General features: G+C 72.6%; 16 protein-coding genes. 9 read left to right on the top strand and 7 right to left on the bottom strand.

The window, feature by feature from the left end:
- The first annotated feature begins 152 nt into the window (after nucleotides 1-152).
- The 6 genes from pdhA to AB0M16_RS17825 all read left to right on the top strand — a co-directional run bounded on the left by pdhA (nucleotide 153) and on the right by AB0M16_RS17825 (nucleotide 7,309).
- Nucleotides 153-1,328: a pyruvate dehydrogenase (acetyl-transferring) E1 component subunit alpha gene (gene pdhA, locus AB0M16_RS17850; protein ID WP_365343821.1), complete on the top strand. Its 1,176-nt coding sequence runs from the start codon at nucleotides 153-155 to the stop codon at nucleotides 1,326-1,328.
- 2 nt (nucleotides 1,329-1,330) lie between these two features.
- On the top strand, nucleotides 1,331-2,311 hold the full coding sequence (locus tag AB0M16_RS17845) for an alpha-ketoacid dehydrogenase subunit beta (protein WP_365343819.1): 981 nt from the start codon (nucleotides 1,331-1,333) through the stop codon (nucleotides 2,309-2,311).
- A gap of 31 nt (nucleotides 2,312-2,342) precedes the next feature.
- Complete coding sequence (locus AB0M16_RS17840) at nucleotides 2,343-3,767, top strand: dihydrolipoamide acetyltransferase family protein (protein ID WP_365344006.1); 1,425 nt, start codon at nucleotides 2,343-2,345, stop codon at nucleotides 3,765-3,767.
- Between the two features lie 175 nt (nucleotides 3,768-3,942).
- Complete coding sequence (locus tag AB0M16_RS17835; protein ID WP_365343817.1) at nucleotides 3,943-5,244, top strand: acyltransferase; 1,302 nt, start codon at nucleotides 3,943-3,945, stop codon at nucleotides 5,242-5,244.
- A 71-nt stretch (nucleotides 5,245-5,315) separates the two neighbouring features.
- The gene (locus AB0M16_RS17830) at nucleotides 5,316-5,999 is read left to right on the top strand and encodes a GntR family transcriptional regulator (RefSeq protein ID WP_365343815.1); all 684 of its coding nucleotides are present in this window, start codon (nucleotides 5,316-5,318) and stop codon (nucleotides 5,997-5,999) included.
- A complete protein-coding gene (locus AB0M16_RS17825) occupies nucleotides 5,996-7,309 on the top strand; it encodes an MFS transporter (protein ID WP_365343813.1) in 1,314 nt (437 codons plus the stop codon). The genes AB0M16_RS17830 and AB0M16_RS17825 overlap by 4 nt, the downstream gene beginning before the upstream one ends.
- Nucleotides 7,310-7,373: 64 nt before the next feature.
- Here AB0M16_RS17825 and AB0M16_RS17820 read toward each other — a convergent pair whose 3' ends face one another.
- Nucleotides 7,374-8,201, bottom strand: coding sequence for a maleylpyruvate isomerase family mycothiol-dependent enzyme (locus AB0M16_RS17820; protein WP_365343811.1), 828 nt, complete (start codon nucleotides 8,199-8,201; stop codon nucleotides 7,374-7,376).
- 211 nt (nucleotides 8,202-8,412) lie between these two features.
- Here AB0M16_RS17820 and AB0M16_RS17815 point away from each other — a divergent pair, with 211 nt between their 5' ends.
- Nucleotides 8,413-9,195: a carbon-nitrogen family hydrolase gene (locus AB0M16_RS17815; RefSeq protein ID WP_365343809.1), complete on the top strand. Its 783-nt coding sequence runs from the start codon at nucleotides 8,413-8,415 to the stop codon at nucleotides 9,193-9,195.
- Between the two features lie 17 nt (nucleotides 9,196-9,212).
- Here the strand turns inward: AB0M16_RS17815 and AB0M16_RS17810 are convergent, their stop codons facing one another.
- Nucleotides 9,213-9,821, bottom strand: coding sequence for a hypothetical protein (locus tag AB0M16_RS17810; protein ID WP_365343807.1), 609 nt, complete (start codon nucleotides 9,819-9,821; stop codon nucleotides 9,213-9,215).
- 139 nt (nucleotides 9,822-9,960) lie between these two features.
- Nucleotides 9,961-11,625, bottom strand: a complete 1,665-nt coding sequence (locus AB0M16_RS17805) for a PLP-dependent aminotransferase family protein (protein ID WP_365343805.1) — start codon at nucleotides 11,623-11,625, stop codon at nucleotides 9,961-9,963.
- 73 nt (nucleotides 11,626-11,698) lie between these two features.
- On the opposite strand from AB0M16_RS17805, the gene AB0M16_RS17800 reads away from it, so the two are divergent.
- On the top strand, nucleotides 11,699-12,898 hold the full coding sequence (locus AB0M16_RS17800) for an aminotransferase class I/II-fold pyridoxal phosphate-dependent enzyme (protein ID WP_365343803.1): 1,200 nt from the start codon (nucleotides 11,699-11,701) through the stop codon (nucleotides 12,896-12,898).
- Nucleotides 12,899-12,979: 81 nt separating this feature from the next.
- Here AB0M16_RS17800 and AB0M16_RS17795 read toward each other — a convergent pair whose 3' ends face one another.
- Nucleotides 12,980-13,471 (bottom strand): LURP-one-related family protein, encoded by a 492-nt coding sequence (locus AB0M16_RS17795; RefSeq protein WP_365343801.1) that lies wholly within the window; start codon nucleotides 13,469-13,471, stop codon nucleotides 12,980-12,982.
- A gap of 148 nt (nucleotides 13,472-13,619) precedes the next feature.
- On the opposite strand from AB0M16_RS17795, the gene AB0M16_RS17790 reads away from it, so the two are divergent.
- Nucleotides 13,620-15,470 carry an NHL domain-containing thioredoxin family protein gene (locus AB0M16_RS17790; RefSeq protein WP_365343799.1) on the top strand — a complete coding sequence of 617 codons (1,851 nt, stop codon included), beginning with the start codon at nucleotides 13,620-13,622 and terminating at the stop codon, nucleotides 15,468-15,470.
- A 72-nt stretch (nucleotides 15,471-15,542) separates the two neighbouring features.
- Here the strand turns inward: AB0M16_RS17790 and AB0M16_RS17785 are convergent, their stop codons facing one another.
- The 3 genes from AB0M16_RS17785 to AB0M16_RS17775 form a co-directional block, all read right to left on the bottom strand.
- Nucleotides 15,543-17,132: a hypothetical protein gene (locus tag AB0M16_RS17785; protein ID WP_365343797.1), complete on the bottom strand. Its 1,590-nt coding sequence runs from the start codon at nucleotides 17,130-17,132 to the stop codon at nucleotides 15,543-15,545.
- Nucleotides 17,133-17,252: 120 nt separating this feature from the next.
- Complete coding sequence (locus AB0M16_RS17780) at nucleotides 17,253-17,810, bottom strand: DUF6434 domain-containing protein (protein ID WP_365343795.1); 558 nt, start codon at nucleotides 17,808-17,810, stop codon at nucleotides 17,253-17,255.
- A 3-nt stretch (nucleotides 17,811-17,813) separates the two neighbouring features.
- Nucleotides 17,814-19,109, bottom strand: a complete 1,296-nt coding sequence (locus AB0M16_RS17775; protein ID WP_365343793.1) for a M18 family aminopeptidase — start codon at nucleotides 19,107-19,109, stop codon at nucleotides 17,814-17,816.
- Between the last annotated feature and the right edge of the window lie 57 nt (nucleotides 19,110-19,166).

Raw genomic sequence — 19,166 nt, 5'->3', positions numbered from 1 at the left:
TGTGGGTAACGTGCCTATGACGACGCTTGCCGGATCACCTGTCACGCCGACCCCGGCCGCGTCGCACCCACCCCGTGCGAAGGGTACGGAGAAGGCGGAGCCGCACTGGCCTCAGGCGAACCCGGAGGCTGGACCGACGGAGGAGCACGCACGTGACCGTGGAGAGCACTGCCGCGCGCAAGACGACGCGACGCAGCAGCGGCGCCAAGCGCACAACCAGCGCCGCGAGCGCGAAGAAGGCAGCGGCGCAGAGCGCCGAGCCCGAGCTCGTACAGCTGCTGACGCCCGAAGGGGAGCGCGTCCAGCACCCCGAGTACGACATCGACCTGAGCGCCGAGGAGCTGCGCGGCCTCTACCGCGACATGGTCCTCAGCCGCCGCTTCGACGCGGAGGCCACCGCCCTGCAGCGTCAGGGCGAGCTCGGCCTGTGGGCCTCGCTGCTGGGCCAGGAGGCCGCCCAGATCGGCTCCGGCCGCGCGCTGAGGGACGACGACTACGTCTTCCCCACCTACCGTGAGCACGCCGTCGCCTGGTGCCGCGGGGTCGACCCCACCAACCTCCTCGGCATGTTCCGCGGCGTGAACAACGGTGGCTGGGACCCCAACAGCAACAACTTCCACCTCTACACGATCGTCCTCGGCTCGCAGACCCTGCACGCCACCGGCTACGCCATGGGCATCGCCAAGGACGGCGCGGACTCCGCCGTGATCGCGTACTTCGGCGACGGCGCCTCCAGCCAGGGCGACGTCAACGAGTCGTTCGTCTTCTCCGCGGTCTACAACGCCCCGGTCGTGTTCTTCTGCCAGAACAACCAGTGGGCCATCTCCGAGCCCATCGAGAAGCAGACCCGCGTCCCGCTCTACCAGCGCGCCCGCGGCTTCGGCTTCCCCGGCGTCCGCGTCGACGGCAACGACGTCCTCGCGTGCCTGGCCGTGACCCGGTCGGCGCTCGAGCGCGCCCGCCGCGGCGAGGGCCCGACGCTCATCGAGGCGTACACCTACCGGATGGCCGCCCACACCACCTCCGACGACCCGACCCGCTACCGCCGCGACGCGGAGCGCGAGGAGTGGGAGGCCAAGGACCCGATCCTGCGCCTCAAGGCGTACATGGAGCGCGAGGGCCACGCCGACGCCGCCTTCTTCGAGGAGCTGGAGACGGAGAGCGAGGCGCTGGGCAAGCACGTCCGCGAGGTCGTCCGCGCCATGCCCGTCCCGGAGCACATGGCGATCTTCGACAACGTGTACGCGGACGGGCACGCGCTCGTCGACGAGGAGCGCGCGCAGTTCGCCGCCTACCAGGCGTCCTTCGAGGGCGGAGAGGCCGAGTAATCATGGCTGTTCAGAAGCTTCCCCTCGCGAAGGCGCTCAACGAGTCGCTCCGCAAGGCCCTGGAGACCGACCCCAAGGTCCTGATCATGGGCCTGGACGTCGGCAAGCTCGGCGGTGTCTTCCGGATCACCGACGGTCTGCAGAAGGACTTCGGCGAGGACCGGGTCATCGACACCCCGCTGGCCGAGTCCGGCATCGTCGGCACCGCGATCGGTCTCGCGCTGCGCGGCTACCGGCCGGTCGTGGAGATCCAGTTCGACGGCTTCGTCTTCCCGGCGTACGACCAGATCGTCTCCCAGCTGGCGAAGATGCGGGCCCGGTCGCTCGGCACGGTCAAGATGCCGATCGTCATCCGCATCCCGTACGGCGGCGGCATCGGCGCCGTCGAGCACCACTCGGAGTCCCCCGAGTCGCTCTTCGCGCACGTCGCCGGCCTCAAGGTCGTCACCCCGGCGAACTCCAACGACGCCTACTGGATGCTCCAGCAGGCGATCCAGAGCGACGACCCGGTCATCTTCTTCGAGCCCAAGCGCCGCTACTGGGACAAGGGCGAGGTCGACACCGAGGCCATCCCGGGCGAGCTGCACAAGGCCCGGGTCGCCAAGGAGGGCACGGACCTCACCCTCGTCGCCTACGGCCCGATGGTGAAGACCTGCCTGGAGGTGGCCGCGGCCGCCGCCGAGGAGGGCAAGTCGATCGAGGTCGTGGACCTGCGCTCGATCTCCCCGCTGGACTTCGACACCATCCAGGCCTCGGTCGAGAAGACCCGCCGCCTGGTCGTCGTCCACGAGGCGCCGGTGTTCTTCGGCTCCGGCGCGGAGATCGCCGCCCGGATCACCGAGCGCTGCTTCTACCACCTGGAGGCCCCCGTCCTGCGGGTCGGCGGCTACCACGCGCCGTACCCGCCGGCGCGCCTGGAGGAGGAGTACCTGCCGGGCCTGGACCGCGTGCTCGACGCCGTCGACCGCTCGCTGGCGTACTGAGGAGAGCACCGTGACGATCCGCGAATTCAAGATGCCCGACGTGGGCGAGGGCCTGACCGAGGCCGAGATCCTCAAGTGGTACGTCCAGCCCGGTGACACCGTCACCGACGGGCAGGTCGTCTGCGAGGTCGAGACGGCGAAGGCGGCCGTGGAGCTGCCCATCCCGTTCGACGGGACGGTCCACGAGCTGCTCTTCCCCGAGGGCACCACGGTCGACGTCGGCCAGGTCATCATCTCGGTGAACGTGGGCGGCGGCGCCGCTCCCGAGGCCCCGGCGGCTCCCACCGCCGTAGCGACCCCGGAGACGGCCGCCCAGCCGGCCGCCGAGCCGGTCGCCGAGGCCGAGCCGCAGGGCCGCCAGCCGGTCCTCGTCGGCTACGGGGTCTCCGCGAGCTCCACCAAGCGGCGTGCCCGCAAGGCGGCGACGGCCGCACCGGCCCAGGTCGCCGCGCCCGCCGAGCCCGCCGCGCCCGCGCCGGTGGTTCCGGTGGTCCCCGAGCAGCTGAACGGCCACGGTCCCGTGGCCGGCCGCCCGCTGGCCAAGCCCCCGGTGCGCAAGCTGGCCAAGGACCTCGGCGTCGACCTGGCGACGGTCACCCCGACCGGCCCGGACGGCATCATCACCCGCGAGGACGTGCACCGCGCGGCGGCCCCGGCGCCCGAGCCGGTGGTCGAGACGGCCCCGGTGACCGAGGCCCCCGCTCCCGCCGCGGCGGCTGCCGTGCCGGCCCCGGTGCCCGCCGTCTCGTCGGACGCCCGGGAGACCCGTATCCCCATCAAGGGCGTACGGAAGGCCACGGCGGCGGCGATGGTCGGCTCGGCCTTCACCGCGCCGCACGTCACCGAGTTCGTCACCTTCGACATCACGCGCACGATGAAGCTGGTCGAGGAGCTCAAGACCGACAAGGACATGGCGGGCCTGCGGGTGAACCCGCTGCTGCTCATCGCCAAGGCGGTCCTGGTCGCGGCCAAGCGCAACCCGGACATCAACGCGGCCTGGGACGAGGCCGCCCAGGAGATCGTGCTCAAGCACTACGTGAACCTGGGCATCGCCGCGGCCACCCCGCGTGGTCTGATCGTGCCGAACATCAAGGACGCGCACGCCCAGACCCTGCCGGAGCTGTCGCGGTCCCTGAGCGAGCTGGTGGCCACGGCCCGCGAGGGCAAGACGACCCCGGCCGCGATGCAGGGCGGCACCTTCACCATCACCAACGTCGGCGTCTTCGGCGTCGACACCGGTACGCCGATCCTCAACCCGGGCGAGTCCGCGATCCTCGCGGTCGGCGCGATCAAGCTCCAGCCGTGGGTCCACAAGGGCAAGGTGAAGCCGCGCCAGGTCACCACCCTGGCCCTCTCCTTCGACCACCGCCTGGTCGACGGTGAACTCGGCTCCAAGTTCCTGGCCGACGTGGCCGCGATCCTGGAACAGCCGAAGCGGCTCATCACCTGGGCCTGACAGCCGCGGTGCGGTGTTTCACGTGAAACGCCCGGTCGGGACGCCATGTCCCGACCGGGCGTTTTTCTCTGTGCCGATCATTGCGTGATCGACAGGTGATGATCAATGGCAAATTGGACAGGCGTTTGCCCGCGGACTGAAGATAGGACGCTCATCAAAAGCTAAGGAACTCTTCATGCATCGCGGTTTCGCGCTGCGATGGTCCCAGGGCACCGTCGCCGAACTGCTCAAAGGCCGTCACAACAGTCTCGGCTTTCTGCGTCTGGCCCTGGCTTCGGCGGTGGTCGTGTCGCACGCCCGCATCCTCGGATACGGCGGCAAGGAGTACCTCCACTCCTTCAGCGGCGGCCAGACCGACCTGGGCAAGCTCTCGGTCTACGGCTTCTTCGTCCTCTCCGGGATCCTCGTCACCCGCAGCGGCATGCGGCTGTCGCTCGGCCGCTTCCTCTGGCACCGCGCCCTGCGGATCTTCCCCGGGTTCTGGATGTGCCTGGCCGTCGCCGCGTTCGCGGTGGCGCCGCTGCTCTACCGGCACCTCCACTCCACGCTGGAGGGCTTCGGCGGCCCGCACGGCCCGCTCGACTATTTCCGGGCGAACTGGGCAGTCTCCACGAACCAGTACGACATATCCCAGATCATGACGGACGCCCGCTCGGCCGGTCTGGTCCACAACACCGCGTTCAACGGCGCACTGTGGAGCCTGCGCTACGAGTTCCTCTGCTACCTCGCCGTGGCCGCCCTCGCCGTCGTCGGGATCCTGGCGCGGGCCCGCCGGGCCGTCCTCGTGCTCACCGCGGTCCTCGGCTGGCTCGTGGTACGCCAGGCGATGACGGACCCGTTCTGGGCCGGCCCGTACGACGCCTACGCCCTGCCGGCCCTTCAGCTGCCGCCGTTCGGCCCGGTCAGCCCCGCCTTCCTCATCTACCTCGGCTTCGCCTTCGCCCTCGGGGCCGTCATCGAGCTCTACAAGGAGCGCGTGCCGGTCAGCGACCCGCTGGGCCTCGCGGCCCTCGCCGTCCTCCTGGGCAGCCTCCACTACGGCTACCTGTTCACGGTCGGCATCCCGGCCTTCGCGTACGTCCTCGTCTGGCTCGCCATCCGGCTGCCGGCGGTCTTCCGCCGGGTCGGCGCCCGCCACGACTACTCGTACGGCATCTACATCTACGGCTTCCTCGTCCAGCAGACCCTCGCCCTGATCGGCTGGACCCGCTGGGGCATGGGCGCCTATCTCGCCCTGACCTTCGCCTTCACCGTGCTGCTCGCCATGGCCTCCTGGCACCTCGTCGAACACCCGATGATGAAGCTGAAGGACCTGCGCCTCGGCAGGAGCGGCAAACGCGGAAAGAGCCACGGGATCGGCGAGCGCGCTGCGGCCACGGAGGGCGGTGACGCCACCGCACGGGTTCCCGGCCCCGCGGCCGACCGCCCGGCGCCCTCGGCCGACCAGCACACCTACGCGGGCAGCTCCCGCGGCTGACGGAGGGACAGGCCCGTCCGCATCGCGGACGGGCCTGTCTGTTGCACCCCTGTTGTATCTAAGCTGTGTCCATGCCAGCCGCCCCCGCCCAGCAGCCTCCCGCCCAGCAGCTTCCCGGCAAGCAGCCCCCGGCCGCCGACCGCGTCTACCTGCACGTCAAGCAGGCCGTACTCGACCGCCGCTACGAAGGCGGCACCCTGCTCACCGAGGGCGAGCTCGCCGAGGCCGTCGGGGTGTCGCGGACGCCCGTGCGGGAGGCGCTGCTCAAGCTGGAGATGGAGGGGCTGCTCAAGCTCTATCCCAAGAAGGGCGCCCTGGTGCTCGCCGTGTCCGCGCAGGAGATCGCGGACGTCGTCGAGACCCGGCTGCTCGTCGAGGAGTTCGCCGTACGGCGTGCCGTGCCCGCGACGCCGGCGCTGGTCGCGCGGCTCGAGGAGCTCCTGGAGGAGCAGAAACGCCGGGCCGAGGCCGGGGACCTGGCCGAGGTGGCCGTCACCGACCGGTGCTTCCACGCCGAGATCGTGCAGCACGCCGGGAACCAGATCCTGGCCCGGCTCTACGACCAGCTGAGGGACCGGCAGCTGCGGATGGGCGTGGCGGTCATGCAGTCGCAGCCCGACCGCATCGCCAAGAACATCACCGAGCACGCCGAGATCCTGGACCGCATCAAGGCCGGTGACGTCGAGGGCGCCGCGCACTGCGTGCGCCAGCACCTCAGCTGGGTCAAGGTCCTGGTCCGGGGTGAGGAGCGTTGAGCCGGGACGGATACGGCTCCGCCGTCAGCCTGCCGGGGGACCCGCCGGGCGGCCGCCGGGCCGCGCTCGTCTGGGGCGTCGGCGTCGCCGTCTACTTCGTCGCCGTCATCTTCCGGACCTCGCTCGGCGTCGCCGGGCTCGACGCGGCCGAACGCTTCGAGGTCAACGCGTCGGCCCTGTCCACGTTCTCCATACTTCAGCTGCTCGTGTACGCGGGCATGCAGATACCCGTCGGCCTCATGGTCGACCGGCTCGGCACCAAGCGCGTGCTGACCATCGGGGTCCTGCTGTTCACGCTCGGGCAGCTGGGCTTCGCGCTCTCCCCCTCGTACGGCACGGCGCTGGCCTCCCGCGCCCTGCTCGGCTGCGGCGACGCGATGACGTTCATCAGCGTGCTGCGGCTGGGCACCCGCTGGTTCCCCGCCCGCCGCGGACCGCTGATCGCGCAGGTCGCCGCGCTCTTCGGGATGGCCGGGAACCTCGTCTCGACGATCTTCCTCTCCCGCGCCCTGCACGACCTCGGCTGGACCGCCACCTTCGTCGGCAGCTCGCTCGCGGGGGCTCTCGTCCTCGTGCTCCTGCTGCTCTTCCTCAAGGACCACCCCGAGGGGTACGAACCCGAGCCCGTCACCCACGCCGGGGCCGCCTTCGTCCGCCGGCAGATCGCCGAGTCGTGGCGGGAGCCCGGCACCCGGCTCGGCATGTGGGTGCACTTCACCACGCAGTTCCCCGCGATGGTCTTCCTGCTGCTGTGGGGACTGCCGTTCCTCGTCGAGGACCAGGGCCTCGACCGCGGCACGGCCGGCGAACTGCTCACCCTCGTCGTGCTCTCCAACATGGCCGTCGGCCTCGCGTACGGGCAGATCATCGCCCGCCACCACGCCGCCCGAGCCCCGCTCGCGCTCGGCACGGTCGCCGCCACCGCCCTGCTGTGGGCCGCCACCCTCGCACACCCGGGCGACCGGGCACCCATGTGGCTGCTCATCACCCTCTGCACGGTCCTCGGCGCCTGCGGGCCGGCCTCGATGATCGGCTTCGACTTCGCCCGCCCCGCCAACCCGCCCGAGCGCCAGGGCACCGCCTCGGGCATCGTCAACATGGGCGGCTTCGTGGCCTCCATGACGACGCTCTTCGCCGTCGGCGTGCTCCTCGACGCGACCGGCGACGACTACCGGATCGCGTTCTCCTCCGTCTTCGTCCTGGAGGCCCTGGGCGTCGTCCAGATCCTCCGCCTCAAGGCACGCACCGCCCGCCGGGAGCGTGAGCGGCTGGTGGCCAGCCGGGTGGAGGCCGTGCACGTGCCGGCCTGAGGAGCGGCGGCCGTGCACGCGCGGGCCTGAGGAGCGGCGGCCGTGCACGCGCGGGCCCGAGGGATCAGTTCGGCGTCACCGCGAAGTTCGCCAGGATCGCCCGCGCCAGGTCCTCGTCGCCCTCCGTCTTGACCCGGTCGGCCACATCGGCCGGCCGGACCCGGCCGCAGGCCAGGCGGACGTACGTCTCCCAGTCCGTCGCCAGCGTCACCGCGGGCCCGAGCGAGGGGGCTCCGTCGATCGAGCCGTTGCCCTGGGCGTCCACCCGGACCGTGCGCAGGAACTCCACCGGGCCGCTGACGTCGAAGACGAACGCCGAATTCGCGGGCGCCCCCGCCTCCTTGGCCACCACGTGCGGCAGCGCCTCCAGGAGCACGTCACGCGTCACGTGGGCACCGGGGGAGTCCAGGTTTCCGGGGACGCCGAGCGTGGCGCGCAGGTCCTGCTCGTGCACCCAGCAGTCGAAGGCGCGCATCCGGTAGGCCAGTTCCAGGGTCTGTTCGGCGCCCAGGGGGGCCCGGATCAGCGCGTCCGGCTGCCGGTTCTCGTTGCGCAGCTGCCGGGCGCGGCGGATCAGGACGTACTCCAGCTCCGCGGTCATCTCCGGCGCCGTGTGGTGCCGCCGCACGTCGACCTGCATCTCCATGTAGCGGGCGAAGTCCGTGCGCACGTGGTACAGATCGCGGGGCAGGCTGTGGATCGGACGCGGGTCGCCGAGCATCTCGGTCTCCATGCCGATGACATGGGAGACGATGTCGCGCACCGACCAGCCCGGGCACGGCGTGGCGCGGTTCCACTCGCCCTCGACGAGCGGCTGCACCAGCTCGGCTATCGCCTCGATGGAGTGGGTCCAGGCGTCGGCGTAGTTCTGGAGGCTGGGATGGACGGTCACGGGACCCCTCGGCGGTTCTGCGGTGCGCGGGCTGGGCTGGGCGGGCTGGCGGGCGACTGTATGGAGTTCTGTCTGCGTGTTCCGGCGGCCGAAACATGACTGCGGGGGAGGCTCGGTCGCTAAGTTACGCTGCCCGAAGGCACCCCGGCAGTGCTTTCGTGTGACGATCGTAGGCCGGTGTTGACGGCTCGAATGCCAGGACGGTGGTAGTGTGCGCGCCTCGCTGATCCAGATCGCGGTAGACCCGGACGAACCGGTCGAGGACCGACGGGCCCGCGTGGCCCGCCTGGTACGGGAGGAGCGGGGCGCCGCCGAGCTCGTGGTCCTGCCCGAGCTCTGGCCCATGGGCGCCTTCGCCTACGAGGCGTTCGCCGCCGAATCCGAGCCCCTGAAGGGCGCCACCTACCAGGCCATGTCCGCCGCCGCGCGCGACGCCGAGGTGTGGCTGCACGCGGGCTCGATCGTCGAGGCCGTCTCGGGCGCCCTCTACAACACCTCCCTGGTCTTCTCCCCCGACGGCGAGCTCGCCGCGAGCTACCGCAAGATCCACCGCTTCGGCTTCGACAAGGGCGAGGCCGTGATGATGGCGGCCGGCGAGGACCTCGTCACCGTCGACCTGCCGCAGCTCACCGTCGGCGTCGCCACCTGCTACGACCTGCGCTTCCCCGAACTCTTCCGCGGGCTCGTGGACGCCGGCGCCCAGGCCTTCGTGATCCCGGCCGGCTGGCCGGCCCGCCGCCGCGCCCACTGGACCCTGCTCGCCCGGGCGAGGGCCGTCGAGAACCAGGCGTACGTCCTCGCCTGCGGCACCGCCGGCACCCACGCGGGCGTCGAACAGGCCGGACACTCGATCGTCGTCGACCCCTGGGGCGAGGTCCTGGCAGAGGCCGGCCCCGGCGAGGAGATCCTGCGGGTCGACCTCGACCCGGCGAAGGTCACCACCACCCGCGAGCAGTTCCCCGCGCTGAAGGACCGCGTCCTGGGCCGCCCGTAGGCGTCCCTCGCCGACGGCTAGGAGTTCGCCTCCGCCCACAGCTCCGTCACCCGGCGCACCCCGGACCGCACGGCCCCGACCCGGGTCAGGGCCGAGCGGTCCACGCCCGCGAAGACCAGCGCGAGCGCGAGGTCGCCGCCCTCCACGCGCCCGTCTGCGTGGACCGACAGGCGGCGCCCCTTGCCGCGCCCGGACTCGCGCACGGTGACCGCGACGCCCGGGTCCTCGGCGTCGGCGACGCGGGTCAGGACGTAGCCGCGGGCGTCGAGGGCGGCCAGGCGGTAGCGGTCGCCCGCGCACCGCAGCAGCAGGGCGCGCTGCTCCAGCGTCGCGCCCCACCGGTTCCGGGTCATGTACGCCACCCGGTCGCCGACCCGCAGGGTCGCCCGGTTCAGGGTGGGCAGCCGCAGGTTCTCCGCGTGGATCCCGCGCGCCTCGAACGTGGCCGTCGGTATCCACCCGCCGCGCGCCTCCGAGACCACCGTCTCCGGGACGGTCCTGGGCAACGGGCAGGTCAGCACGATCTCGCCGAACTCGGGCGAGGCGCCGCGCCAGCCGGAGCGCACGTCGGGCCGCTTCCCCTCCTTCCACGGGACGAGGGCGAACGGCGTGACGGTGGTGTGCACGACAGTGACTCCTTCGGAGGCTCGGACGCCGACGGCTCGGACGCCGACGGCTCGGACGCCGACGGCTCGGACGGCGCGCCAGCGGCCAGATGGCTCTGACAGCTCGGACGGCCGAGACGGCTCTGACAGCTCAGACGGCTCAGACGGCGATGGCGTTCAGGGCTGCGGGAGCGGAGGGAGGCGGGGGAGCGGAGGAAGGCGGGGGAGACACGGCAGCGGCGGGAACATCGCGGGGACCGTGGCCGACCGGGTCCCCCGACCGTCCCGCCGGCCGGTCTCCCGGTCGTTCCCCCGGCCGTTCCGCCCCCCTGTCTCCCGGCCGTTCCGGCCCCCTGTCTCCCGGCCGGTCCCCCGACGGTTCCTCCGGCGGGTCCCCCGGTCCTCGCCGCCCGCCCGGTGCGTACTCCGCCCAGGCCGTGGCCAGCCTCCGCACCGCCTCCACGAGGGTGTCGGGCCGCAGCAGGAAGTGCAGCCGCAGCATCCCGGCGCTGCCGCCCAGCGCGTCCATGGTGGAGCCGGGCAGCACCGCCACCCCGTGCCGCAGCGCGACCTGGGCGAAGGACACCCCGTCGCCGTCCGGGAGCCGGACCCACAGGGTCTGGCCGCCCGCGGCCGGCGGGCAGTCCCAGGAGGGGAGCCGACGGGCGAGTTCGGCCCGCAGCAGGTCGTGGCCGGCTCGCAGTTCCGCCACCCGGGCCGCGACGAGCGAGGCGAAGGAACCGAGGAGCCGGGCCGCCACCAGCTGCCCCGGCACGTCACTGCCCAGGTCGTGCAGGGCCTTCAGACGGGCGAGCCGCGCGATCAGCGCGGCCGGACCGCGCACCCACCCGATCCGCAGGCCGCCCCAGACCGCCTTGCTGAGCGAGCCGACGCCGATGACCTCGGCACCGTACGCGGACAGCGGCGGCGGCCCCGCGCCGGCGGCGGTCCCGTCGAAGCGCAGCTCGCTCAACACCTCGTCGTCGACGAGCGGCACCCCGTACGACTCCGCCGCCGCGACCAGACGCCGCCCCAGCAGCGGCGGCAGGACGGTGCCGGTCGGGTTGTGCAGGTGCGGGATCACGTAGGCCAGGGAGGGACGGTGACGCTCCATCACCGCGATCGCCGCCGCCACGTCCAGCCCGTCCGGCCCCACCGCCACCGGGTACGGCACCGCCGCCGCCTCCCGGAACAGGTCGAGGGCCCCCGGATAGCTCGGCGCCTCCACGAGGACCCCGTCGCCCGGCGCCACCAGGAGCCGGGTGAGCAGCCCGATCCCCTGCTGGGCGCCCGTGGTGACCAGCACCTGCGCCGGGTCCGTCGGCACGCCCCGCTCCTCGTAGCGCCGCGCGACCGCCGCCCGCAGGGCCGGGAGGCCGGCCGGGTGGTAGCCGAGGTCGTCCGTCGGCAGCACGAGACCGGCGTACGCCTCGGCCAGCGCGCGCGGCGGCGACGGCGGGGCGGCGCAGCTCAACAGCAGGACACCGTCGGAGGGTTCGAGGAGGTGCAGGAACATCGGATTGGACGTCTCCGTCACCCGCGGCCCCGGCGGGGCGAGCGCGGCCGGCGCCACCCGCGTACCGCTGCCCTGCCGGCGCACCACCCGCCCTTCCTGGCGCAGGGTGTCGTAGGCGGCGACGACCGTCGTGCGGCCGACCGAGAGCGCGGTCGCCAGCCGCCGGTCGGGAGGCAGCGGCGCCCCCGGCGGCAGCAGGCCCTCGTCGATCAACTGCCGTACGCGGGCGGCGAGCAGGAGGTACAGCGGGCCCCGCCCGGCCGACCAGCGGCCGAGCCAGGCGACCAGCTCGTCCACGGAGGGTGCCATTGGATCCATCGGCAGACCAATCTGCCGGGATTGGTTCTGTGGACGCAAGCCCGCCGTCCCCAGACTGAACGTCATGAGCGCCGACCTCCTCCCCGAAACGTCCCGTCCCGAGACCCTCGCCGTGCACTCCCCGCAGCCGGAGATCCGCGGCAGCCGGCCGCTCGGCGTGCCCCTCCACCAGGGCCACGTCTTCGCCTTCGAGAGCGCCGACGCGCTCGCCGAGGCCTTCGAGTCGCCCGACGCCTTCCTCTACAGCCGCATGGGCAACCCCACCGTCCGCGCCCTGGAGACCGCCGTCGCCCGCCTGGAGGGCGGCGCCGACGCCCACTCGTACGCCTCCGGGATGGGCGCCATCAACAGCGTCCTGCTCGGTCTGCTCTCCACCGGCGGGCACGTCGTCGCCCAGCGCTGCCTGTACGGCGGCACCTACGCCGTCCTCACCGACCTCGCCGCGCGCTGGGGCGTCGAGGTCACGTACGTCTCCGGCACCGACGCGGACGAGGTGCGCGCCGCGCTGCGCCCCGAGACCCGGCTGCTCTACCTGGAGACCATCGCCAACCCCACCACCCGCGTCTCCGACCTGCCCGCGCTGATCGCCGCCGCCCGCGAGGCCGACGTCCCCACGGTGGTCGACAACACCTTCGCCTCGCCGCTGCTGTGCCGGCCGATCGAGCACGGCGCCGACATCGTCGTGCACTCCGCGACCAAGTACCTCGCCGGCCACGCCGACGTCCTCGGTGGCATCGCCGTCTTCAAGGACGTCGACATGCACCGCCGCATCCGCCACCACGCGGTGGAACTGGGCGCGGTGACCGACCCGTTCGCCGCCTGGCTGACCCTGCGCGGCCTGCAGACCCTGCCGCTGCGCATCGAGCGGCAGAGCGCGAGCGCCGCCGAGCTCGCCGGGCGGCTCGCCGCCCATCCGGCGGTGGCCGCCGTCCGCCACCCCGCGGTCGCGGGCCACCCGGACCACGAGGTGGCGGCCCGCCTCCTGCCGAACGGGGCCGGCGGGGTCGTCTCGCTCGACCTCGCGGGCGGCCGCGAGGCCGGCCGCGCCTTCGTCGAGGCGGTCCGCGTGGCCTCCCTCAGCGTCTCCCTCGGCGATGTGAAGACCCTGGTCATGCACCCGGCCTCGACCTCCCACCGCCAGCTCGACGAGCAGGCCCTCGCGGCGGCGGGCATCGCCCCCGGCACCGTCCGGCTGTCGGTCGGCATCGAGCACGTCGAGGACCTGTGGACGGACCTGGACCAGGCCCTGACCAAGGCCCTGTAGCCCGCCCGCCCGCACACCGCGCCGCGCCGGCCCGTTCCCGCCCGGCCGGCGTCGCGCGGCTCTCCGGACGGGAGACCGGCTTCAGTCCTCGCGCTCCCGCTCGGCCATCCGGATCACGCACACCGCGACCGCGATGAGCAGGGCGGAGTCGGCGTCCTCGCGGACCACGTTCACGGCGTACGTGTCGCGGACGTGGAACCACTGCCGCGAGATGTGGGCGAGGAGTTCACCGTCGTACTCCACGGTGAACTCCCGGTCCAGGATCCGCCCGCTCACGTCCAGCTCGGTGCCGTCGACCAGGGTGACCCGGAAGTGGTTCCGCAAGAGGGAGAGCCGCTTGCGGCGGATCGTGGCGAGCGGACGCTCGTCCCGCTCGATCGTCATCGCGTCCCGCAGACTGAACATCTTCTGCCGCAGCGTCACCAGGACCCGCCCGGCGGGGTCCTTCAACTCCAGGGTGTCGCGCAGGCGCAGCGCCTTCCCGTCGACGAGGAAGGCATGCCGGCCCCGCTCGTCCTCGATCCAGTAGTCGTCGCCGATGGCGAAGATCTTGTCCCGTACCAGGTATTTCATGGGGGAATGCCTTCCCGTCCGAGCGGAGACTCACCCAGGGAAGCAGGTCCGTCCAGCCGGTCGTGTGCGAGCGGAGTGCGTCGCTGGACCTCCGGCGGTGTCGTACGGGCGTGATCCGCGGTTCATGGGCGGATGGCAAGCTTGAAACATGAACGATGCTGCCCCGGCGCCCACCCCCGCGCCTGCGCCCGCGCCCCGCCGTGCCCGTGTCCGTGCCCCCGAGCTGATCGGCAAGGGCGGCTGGCTGAACACCGGCGGCAAGGAACTCACCCTCGCTGACCTGCGAGGTAAGTGCGTTGTCATTGATTTTTGGACCTTCTGCTGCATCAACTGCCTGCACGTCCTCGACGAGCTGCGTGAGCTGGAGGAGAAGCATCGCGACACCCTGGTGATCGTCGGGGTGCACTCGCCCAAGTTCGTGCACGAGGCCGAGCACCAGGCCGTCGTCGATGCGGTCGAGCGGTACGAGGTGCACCACCCCGTGCTGGACGACCCCGAGCTCGCGACGTGGAAGCAGTACGCCGTGCGGGCCTGGCCCACGCTCGTCGTCATCGACCCCGAGGGGTACGTCGTCGCCCAGCACGCCGGTGAGGGGCACGCCAACGCGATCCGGACGCTCGTCGAGGAGCTGGAGGCCGAGCACGAGGCGAAGGGCACGCTGCGGCGCGGGGACGGGCCGTACGTGGCGCCGGAGCCCGTGGCGACCGACCTGCGGTTCCCCGGGAAGACGGTGCTGCTGCCGTCCGGGAACCTGCTGGTCTCCGACACCACCCGGCACCAGCTCGTCGAGCTGGCCGCGGACGGCGAGACCGTGGTGCGGCGGATCGGCGGGGAGGGCGAGTTCCGCGAGCCGCAGGGGCTCGCGCTGCTGCCGGACGGCACGGTCGTCGTCGCCGACACCGTGAACCACGCGCTGAAGCGGCTCGACCCGGACACCGGGGCGATCGAGCGGATCGCCGGCACCGGCAGCCAGTGGTGGCAGGGCTCCCCCACGTCGGGCCCGGCCCTGGAGGTCGACCTGTCCTCGCCGTGGGACGTGGCCTGGTGGCGGGGCAAGGTGTGGATCGCCATGGCCGGCGTCCACCAGATCTGGACGTACGACCCGGAGACGCGGACCGTCGAGGTCGCGGCCGGCACCACCAACGAGGGTCTGGTCGACGGCCCGGCCGCCGAGGCCTGGTTCGCGCAGCCCTCCGGGCTCGCCGCCACCGCCGACCGGCTGTGGATCGCCGACTCCGAGACCAGTGCCCTGCGCTTCGTCGAGGTCGAGGGGGAGGGCGAGGGCGAGGGGTACGTCGTCCGCACCGCCGTCGGTACCGGGCTCTTCGACTTCGGGCACCGGGACGGCGCCGCCGACCAGGCACTGTTCCAGCACCCGCTCGGCGTGACCGCGCTGCCCGACGGCTCGGTCGCGGTGTCCGACACGTACAACCACGCCCTGCGCCGCTTCGATCCGGTGAGCGGCGAGGTCACCACCCTCGCCACCGATCTGCGCGAGCCCAGCGACGCGGTGGTCGTCGGCGAGGACGTCGTGGTCGTCGAGTCGGCCCGGCACCGGCTGACCCGGCTGCGCCTGCCCGAGGAGGCCGTACAGGTCGAGTCGGTCGCCCACCGCACCCAGCGCGAGGCGACCGAGGTGGCTCCGGGCCGGCTCCGCCTCGACGTGGTCTTCCAGGCCCCGACGGGCCAGAAGCTCGACGAGCGCTACGGTCCCTCGACGCGGCTCCTGGTCTCCTCGACGCCGCCCGAGCTGTTGCTGGCCGGTGAGGGCAAGGGCACGGACCTCTTCCGCGACCTGGACCTGAACCCGGACCTGGCCGAGGGCGTCCTGCACGTCTCGGCGATGGCCGCCTCCTGCGACGACGACCCGGCCAACGAGTACCCGGCCTGCCACGTCCACCAGCAGGACTGGGGGGTCCCGGTCCGCGTCACCGACGGCGGCGTGGCCCGCCTGCCGCTGATCCTGGCGGGGATGGACGAGGCGGGCGCGGGCGCCTGACGCCCGGTCCGCAGGAACGCGCCGAGCGGGCCCCCGACAGCCGGGGGCCCGCTCGGGCCGTTTCCGCAGGTGTCACTTGACGTCGACGAAGACCTTGGGGCTCTGCGTCCACAGGTGGGTGGGGTCGTGGTGGATGTGGTGGGCGACGATCCACCCGTCCCCGCGCTCCTTGTAGTTCGCCTTGAAGGAACCGTCGGCCGCCGTCTTCACCTGGCCGAGCAGGTACGACTCCTTCGGCCGGGCCTTCGGGACGAAGAAGATCATCACAGGCCGGCCGGCATAGGGGCGGTAGTTCGGCACGGCGTGCAGGAGTCTGCCGGAGACGCCGATCGTGCTGCCCTTCCGTACTGTCGCCGGGACCTTGAACGACGTGATCAGGGTCCGGGTGCGGCTCGCCGCCACGACCGGGCCCACCGTGCCCTTGACGGTGGCGGAGCCGGAGTAGACCGCGCGGTAGTAGCCGCTCGCCGGGGCCGGGAAGGTCCCCCGGAAGTAGGTGTCGCCGCTGGTGAGCGTGACCGTCCTGAGCTTCTTCCAGCCGTCCCTGCCGTTCGGCGACACCTGGATGTCGAGTGCGTTGTGCGGTCGAGGGGCGCCCTGGACGTCCAGGAGCCCCGACACGGTCAGCTGGGAGTCGAAGCCCAGCTGGGCGGTGAACTGCCGGATGTCGCTCACCGCGGTGGTGCGGAAGGTGAGCGGGGCCGTGGGCCGGTTGGAGAACCAGTCGCCGTAGCTGACGTTCAGCACGAGCCCGGTGCCCGCGAACGGGATCCTCGTCGTGGCGTCGAAGCGGCCGTTCTCGTCCGTGCCACCGTCGCCGCCGTGGTACGCCCCGGACGCGTCGACGATGTCCACATCGGCGTACTGGGCGGGCTTCCACGTGCCGTCGACGAGGTACTCGACCGTGCCGGTGACCGTGGTCTCGGTGCCGTACACGCCGCTGAAGTCGCTCTTGTCGAGCGTGACGCGGGCGGGCAGTCCCCGGGGTGCGACCTGGACGGCCTCGGTGGGGACGCCGCCGCTGGACGCCCGGACGGTCGCGGGCCTGCGGTCCGCGATGTACCAGTGGGAGAAGCGCCCGTCCGCGTCCGTCCGCAGGCTCTCCCGGTACCAGCCGTTGTCCACGGTCACGTAGCCGCCGGAGACCGGGGTGCGCGTGTGGGTCACCGGCTGCCACTCCATGAGCCGGCCGCCGGCGGTGACCTTCATGTCGTCGATCGTCGGATGCGGCCGGTCGACGCCGAACCCGTCGAAGTACCTCTTGGCCGTGTAGGCGTAGGTGCCGGCGTTCTTCAGCGTCGTCTCGTCGCCGTCCGCCTCCTTGAGGAGGAGGTCGACGGCGTACGTGCCGGCGGTGGTGAGCCGGACCTCGTCGGCGGTGATCCAGTCGCCGGACCTGGTGTCGCCCGCGGCGAGGGTGAAGTCGTGGACGGTGGCGAGGGTGGTGTCGTCGCCGGGCGCGTGCACGACGGCGGTCATGCCGGTGACGTCGCTGTCCGTCGTGAGGTCGTCGACGAAGAGACGGCCGAACTGCTTGTCGTGGTCGGAGACGGTGCGGACGGTCGGTCCTTCGGCCGCGATCGCGGTCCCCGGCACCGCGAGTGCCCCCAGCACCACGGCTGTGGACAGGGCGATGGAAAGGCTGCGCTTCGTGCGCTTCATGCGTGCGTCCCCCCGGACGTGTTCGCGGGGCGCGCCGACGTGCGAGAACGGCTGGTCGAAGGGACGCGCCCCGGGCTTTGATCGTACGTGAGGCCGGGGAGTGTCGATCAAGGGATTTCGTCAGTCGCGCGGGCGGGAGCGGTGGGTGTGCCAGGCCGCGAGCGCTTCGGTCCGGGCGCCCGCCGGGTGGGCGGCGTGCCAGTCCCGCAGGAAGCGGTTGAGTTCGAACTGGGCGCCGATCTCCTGCGGGTGGGCCGCTTCGCCGCGGGTCTCCCGCCAGTGGCGGGCGGCGTCGGCGAGGGTGCGGCCGGCGTTGTCCGCGATGTACGCGCGCATGTACGCGTCGAAGTGGAACGACGGGCCCAGCTCGGCCTGGAACCAGGCGCGCAGTACCTGGCTGCAGCGCTGGCCCTCGGGTAGGACGGTCTGCCCGTCGACCGGCGCGGTGAGCTGACCGCCCGCCCCGGCCGTTCGTCGGCGGGGCGGGGCGGGGGGCAGCGGGCGGCCGTCGAGGGCGGCCGCGAGCCGCTCCGTGACGGCCGTCTTGCCGCCGCCGGCGGAGAGGCCCATCGCGCGGGCGAGGACCGTGAGCTCCGCGAGGGTCCAGTACCAGCGCAGGAGTTCCGCCCCCGTCAGGTCCGGTGTGAGCGCGGGCCGTCCGGCCGGGGCGGCGGGCAACGGCTAGCCCTCGAGGAAGGCGAGCAGCGCGTTGGCGAGGTGGTGCGGGTCGTCGGAGCCGCACAGCTCGCGGGCGCTGTGCATGGACAGGCAGGCGACGCCGATGTCGACGGTCGTGATGCCGTGCCGGGCGGCGGTGATCGGGCCGATCGTGGTGCCGCAGGGCATGTCGTTGTTGGAGACGAACGACTGCCACGGCACGCCGGCCTTCTCGCAGGCGGCGGCGAAGACGGCGCGGCCGCTGCCGTCGGTGGCGTAGCGCTGGTTGACGTTCACCTTGAGGATGGGGCCGCCGTTGGGGCGGGGGTGGTGCGTCGGGTCGTGCCGCTCGCCGTAGTTGGGGTGCACGGCGTGGCCGACGTCGGAGGAGAGGCAGATCGAGCCGGCGAGGGCGCGGGCCTTGTCCTCGTAGCCGCCGCCGCGGGCGTAGACGGAGCGCTCCAGGACGGTGCCGAGGAGCGGGCCCTGGGCGCCGGTGTCGGCCTCGGAGCCGTTCTCCTCGTGGTCGAAGGCGGCGAGGACGGGGATGTACGGCAGGTCGTCGCCGTGCGCGGCCGTGGCGGCGAGGGCGGCGACGCAGGCGTGCACGGAGATCAGGTTGTCCATGCGCGGGCCGGCCAGCAGCTCGCGGTCGCGGCCCAGGTAGGCGGGGGCCTCGACGGCGTGCACCATGAGGTCCCAGCCGGCGACGTCGTCGGCGTCGAGTCCGGCCTCCGCGGCGAGGAAGGCGATCAGGTCGCCTTCGTGGACGTCGCCGAGGCCCCAGATCGGCTGCATGTGGCGCTGGCGCTCCAGCTTCATGCCCTCGTTGACCTGGCGGTCCAGGTGGATGGCGAGCTGCGGCACGCGCAGCAGCGGCCGGTCCACGTTCACCAGGTGGTGGGAGCCGTCGCGCAGGGTGAGCCGGCCGGCCAGGCCGAGGTCCCGGTCGAGCCAGCTGTTGAGCAGCGGTCCGCCGTAGATCTCGACGGCGACCTGGCGCCAGCCCTCGCGGCCGAAGTCCGGCTGCGGCTTGACCCGCAGGTTCGGGGAGTCGGTGTGGGCGCCGACGATCCGGAAGGGGGTGTGCGGGGAGGCGCCCTCGGGCACGAACCAGGCGATGATCGCGCCGCCGCGGATCACGTACTTCCCGCCGGTCGTGCCGTCCCAGGCGGCGGTCTCCTCGACCTTGCGGAAGCCCGCCTTCTCCAGTCGCTCGGCCGCGTCGGCCACCACGTGGTACGGCGTCGGCGAGGCCGTCAGGAAGGTCATGAGGTCATCGGTGTGGCCGCGGTCGAAGCGGACGGGTGCGCTACTCATGGCCTCACCTTACGCAGATCTCGGAATACGGACGTGTGGGCGTCGAACACCTGTGGA

Source organism: Streptomyces sp. NPDC051921 (assembly GCF_040680975.1).
Lineage (GTDB): Bacteria > Actinomycetota > Actinomycetes > Streptomycetales > Streptomycetaceae > Streptomyces.
Note: the sequence above shows the minus strand (reverse complement) of the source record. Positions and strands in the feature narration are given on the sequence as shown.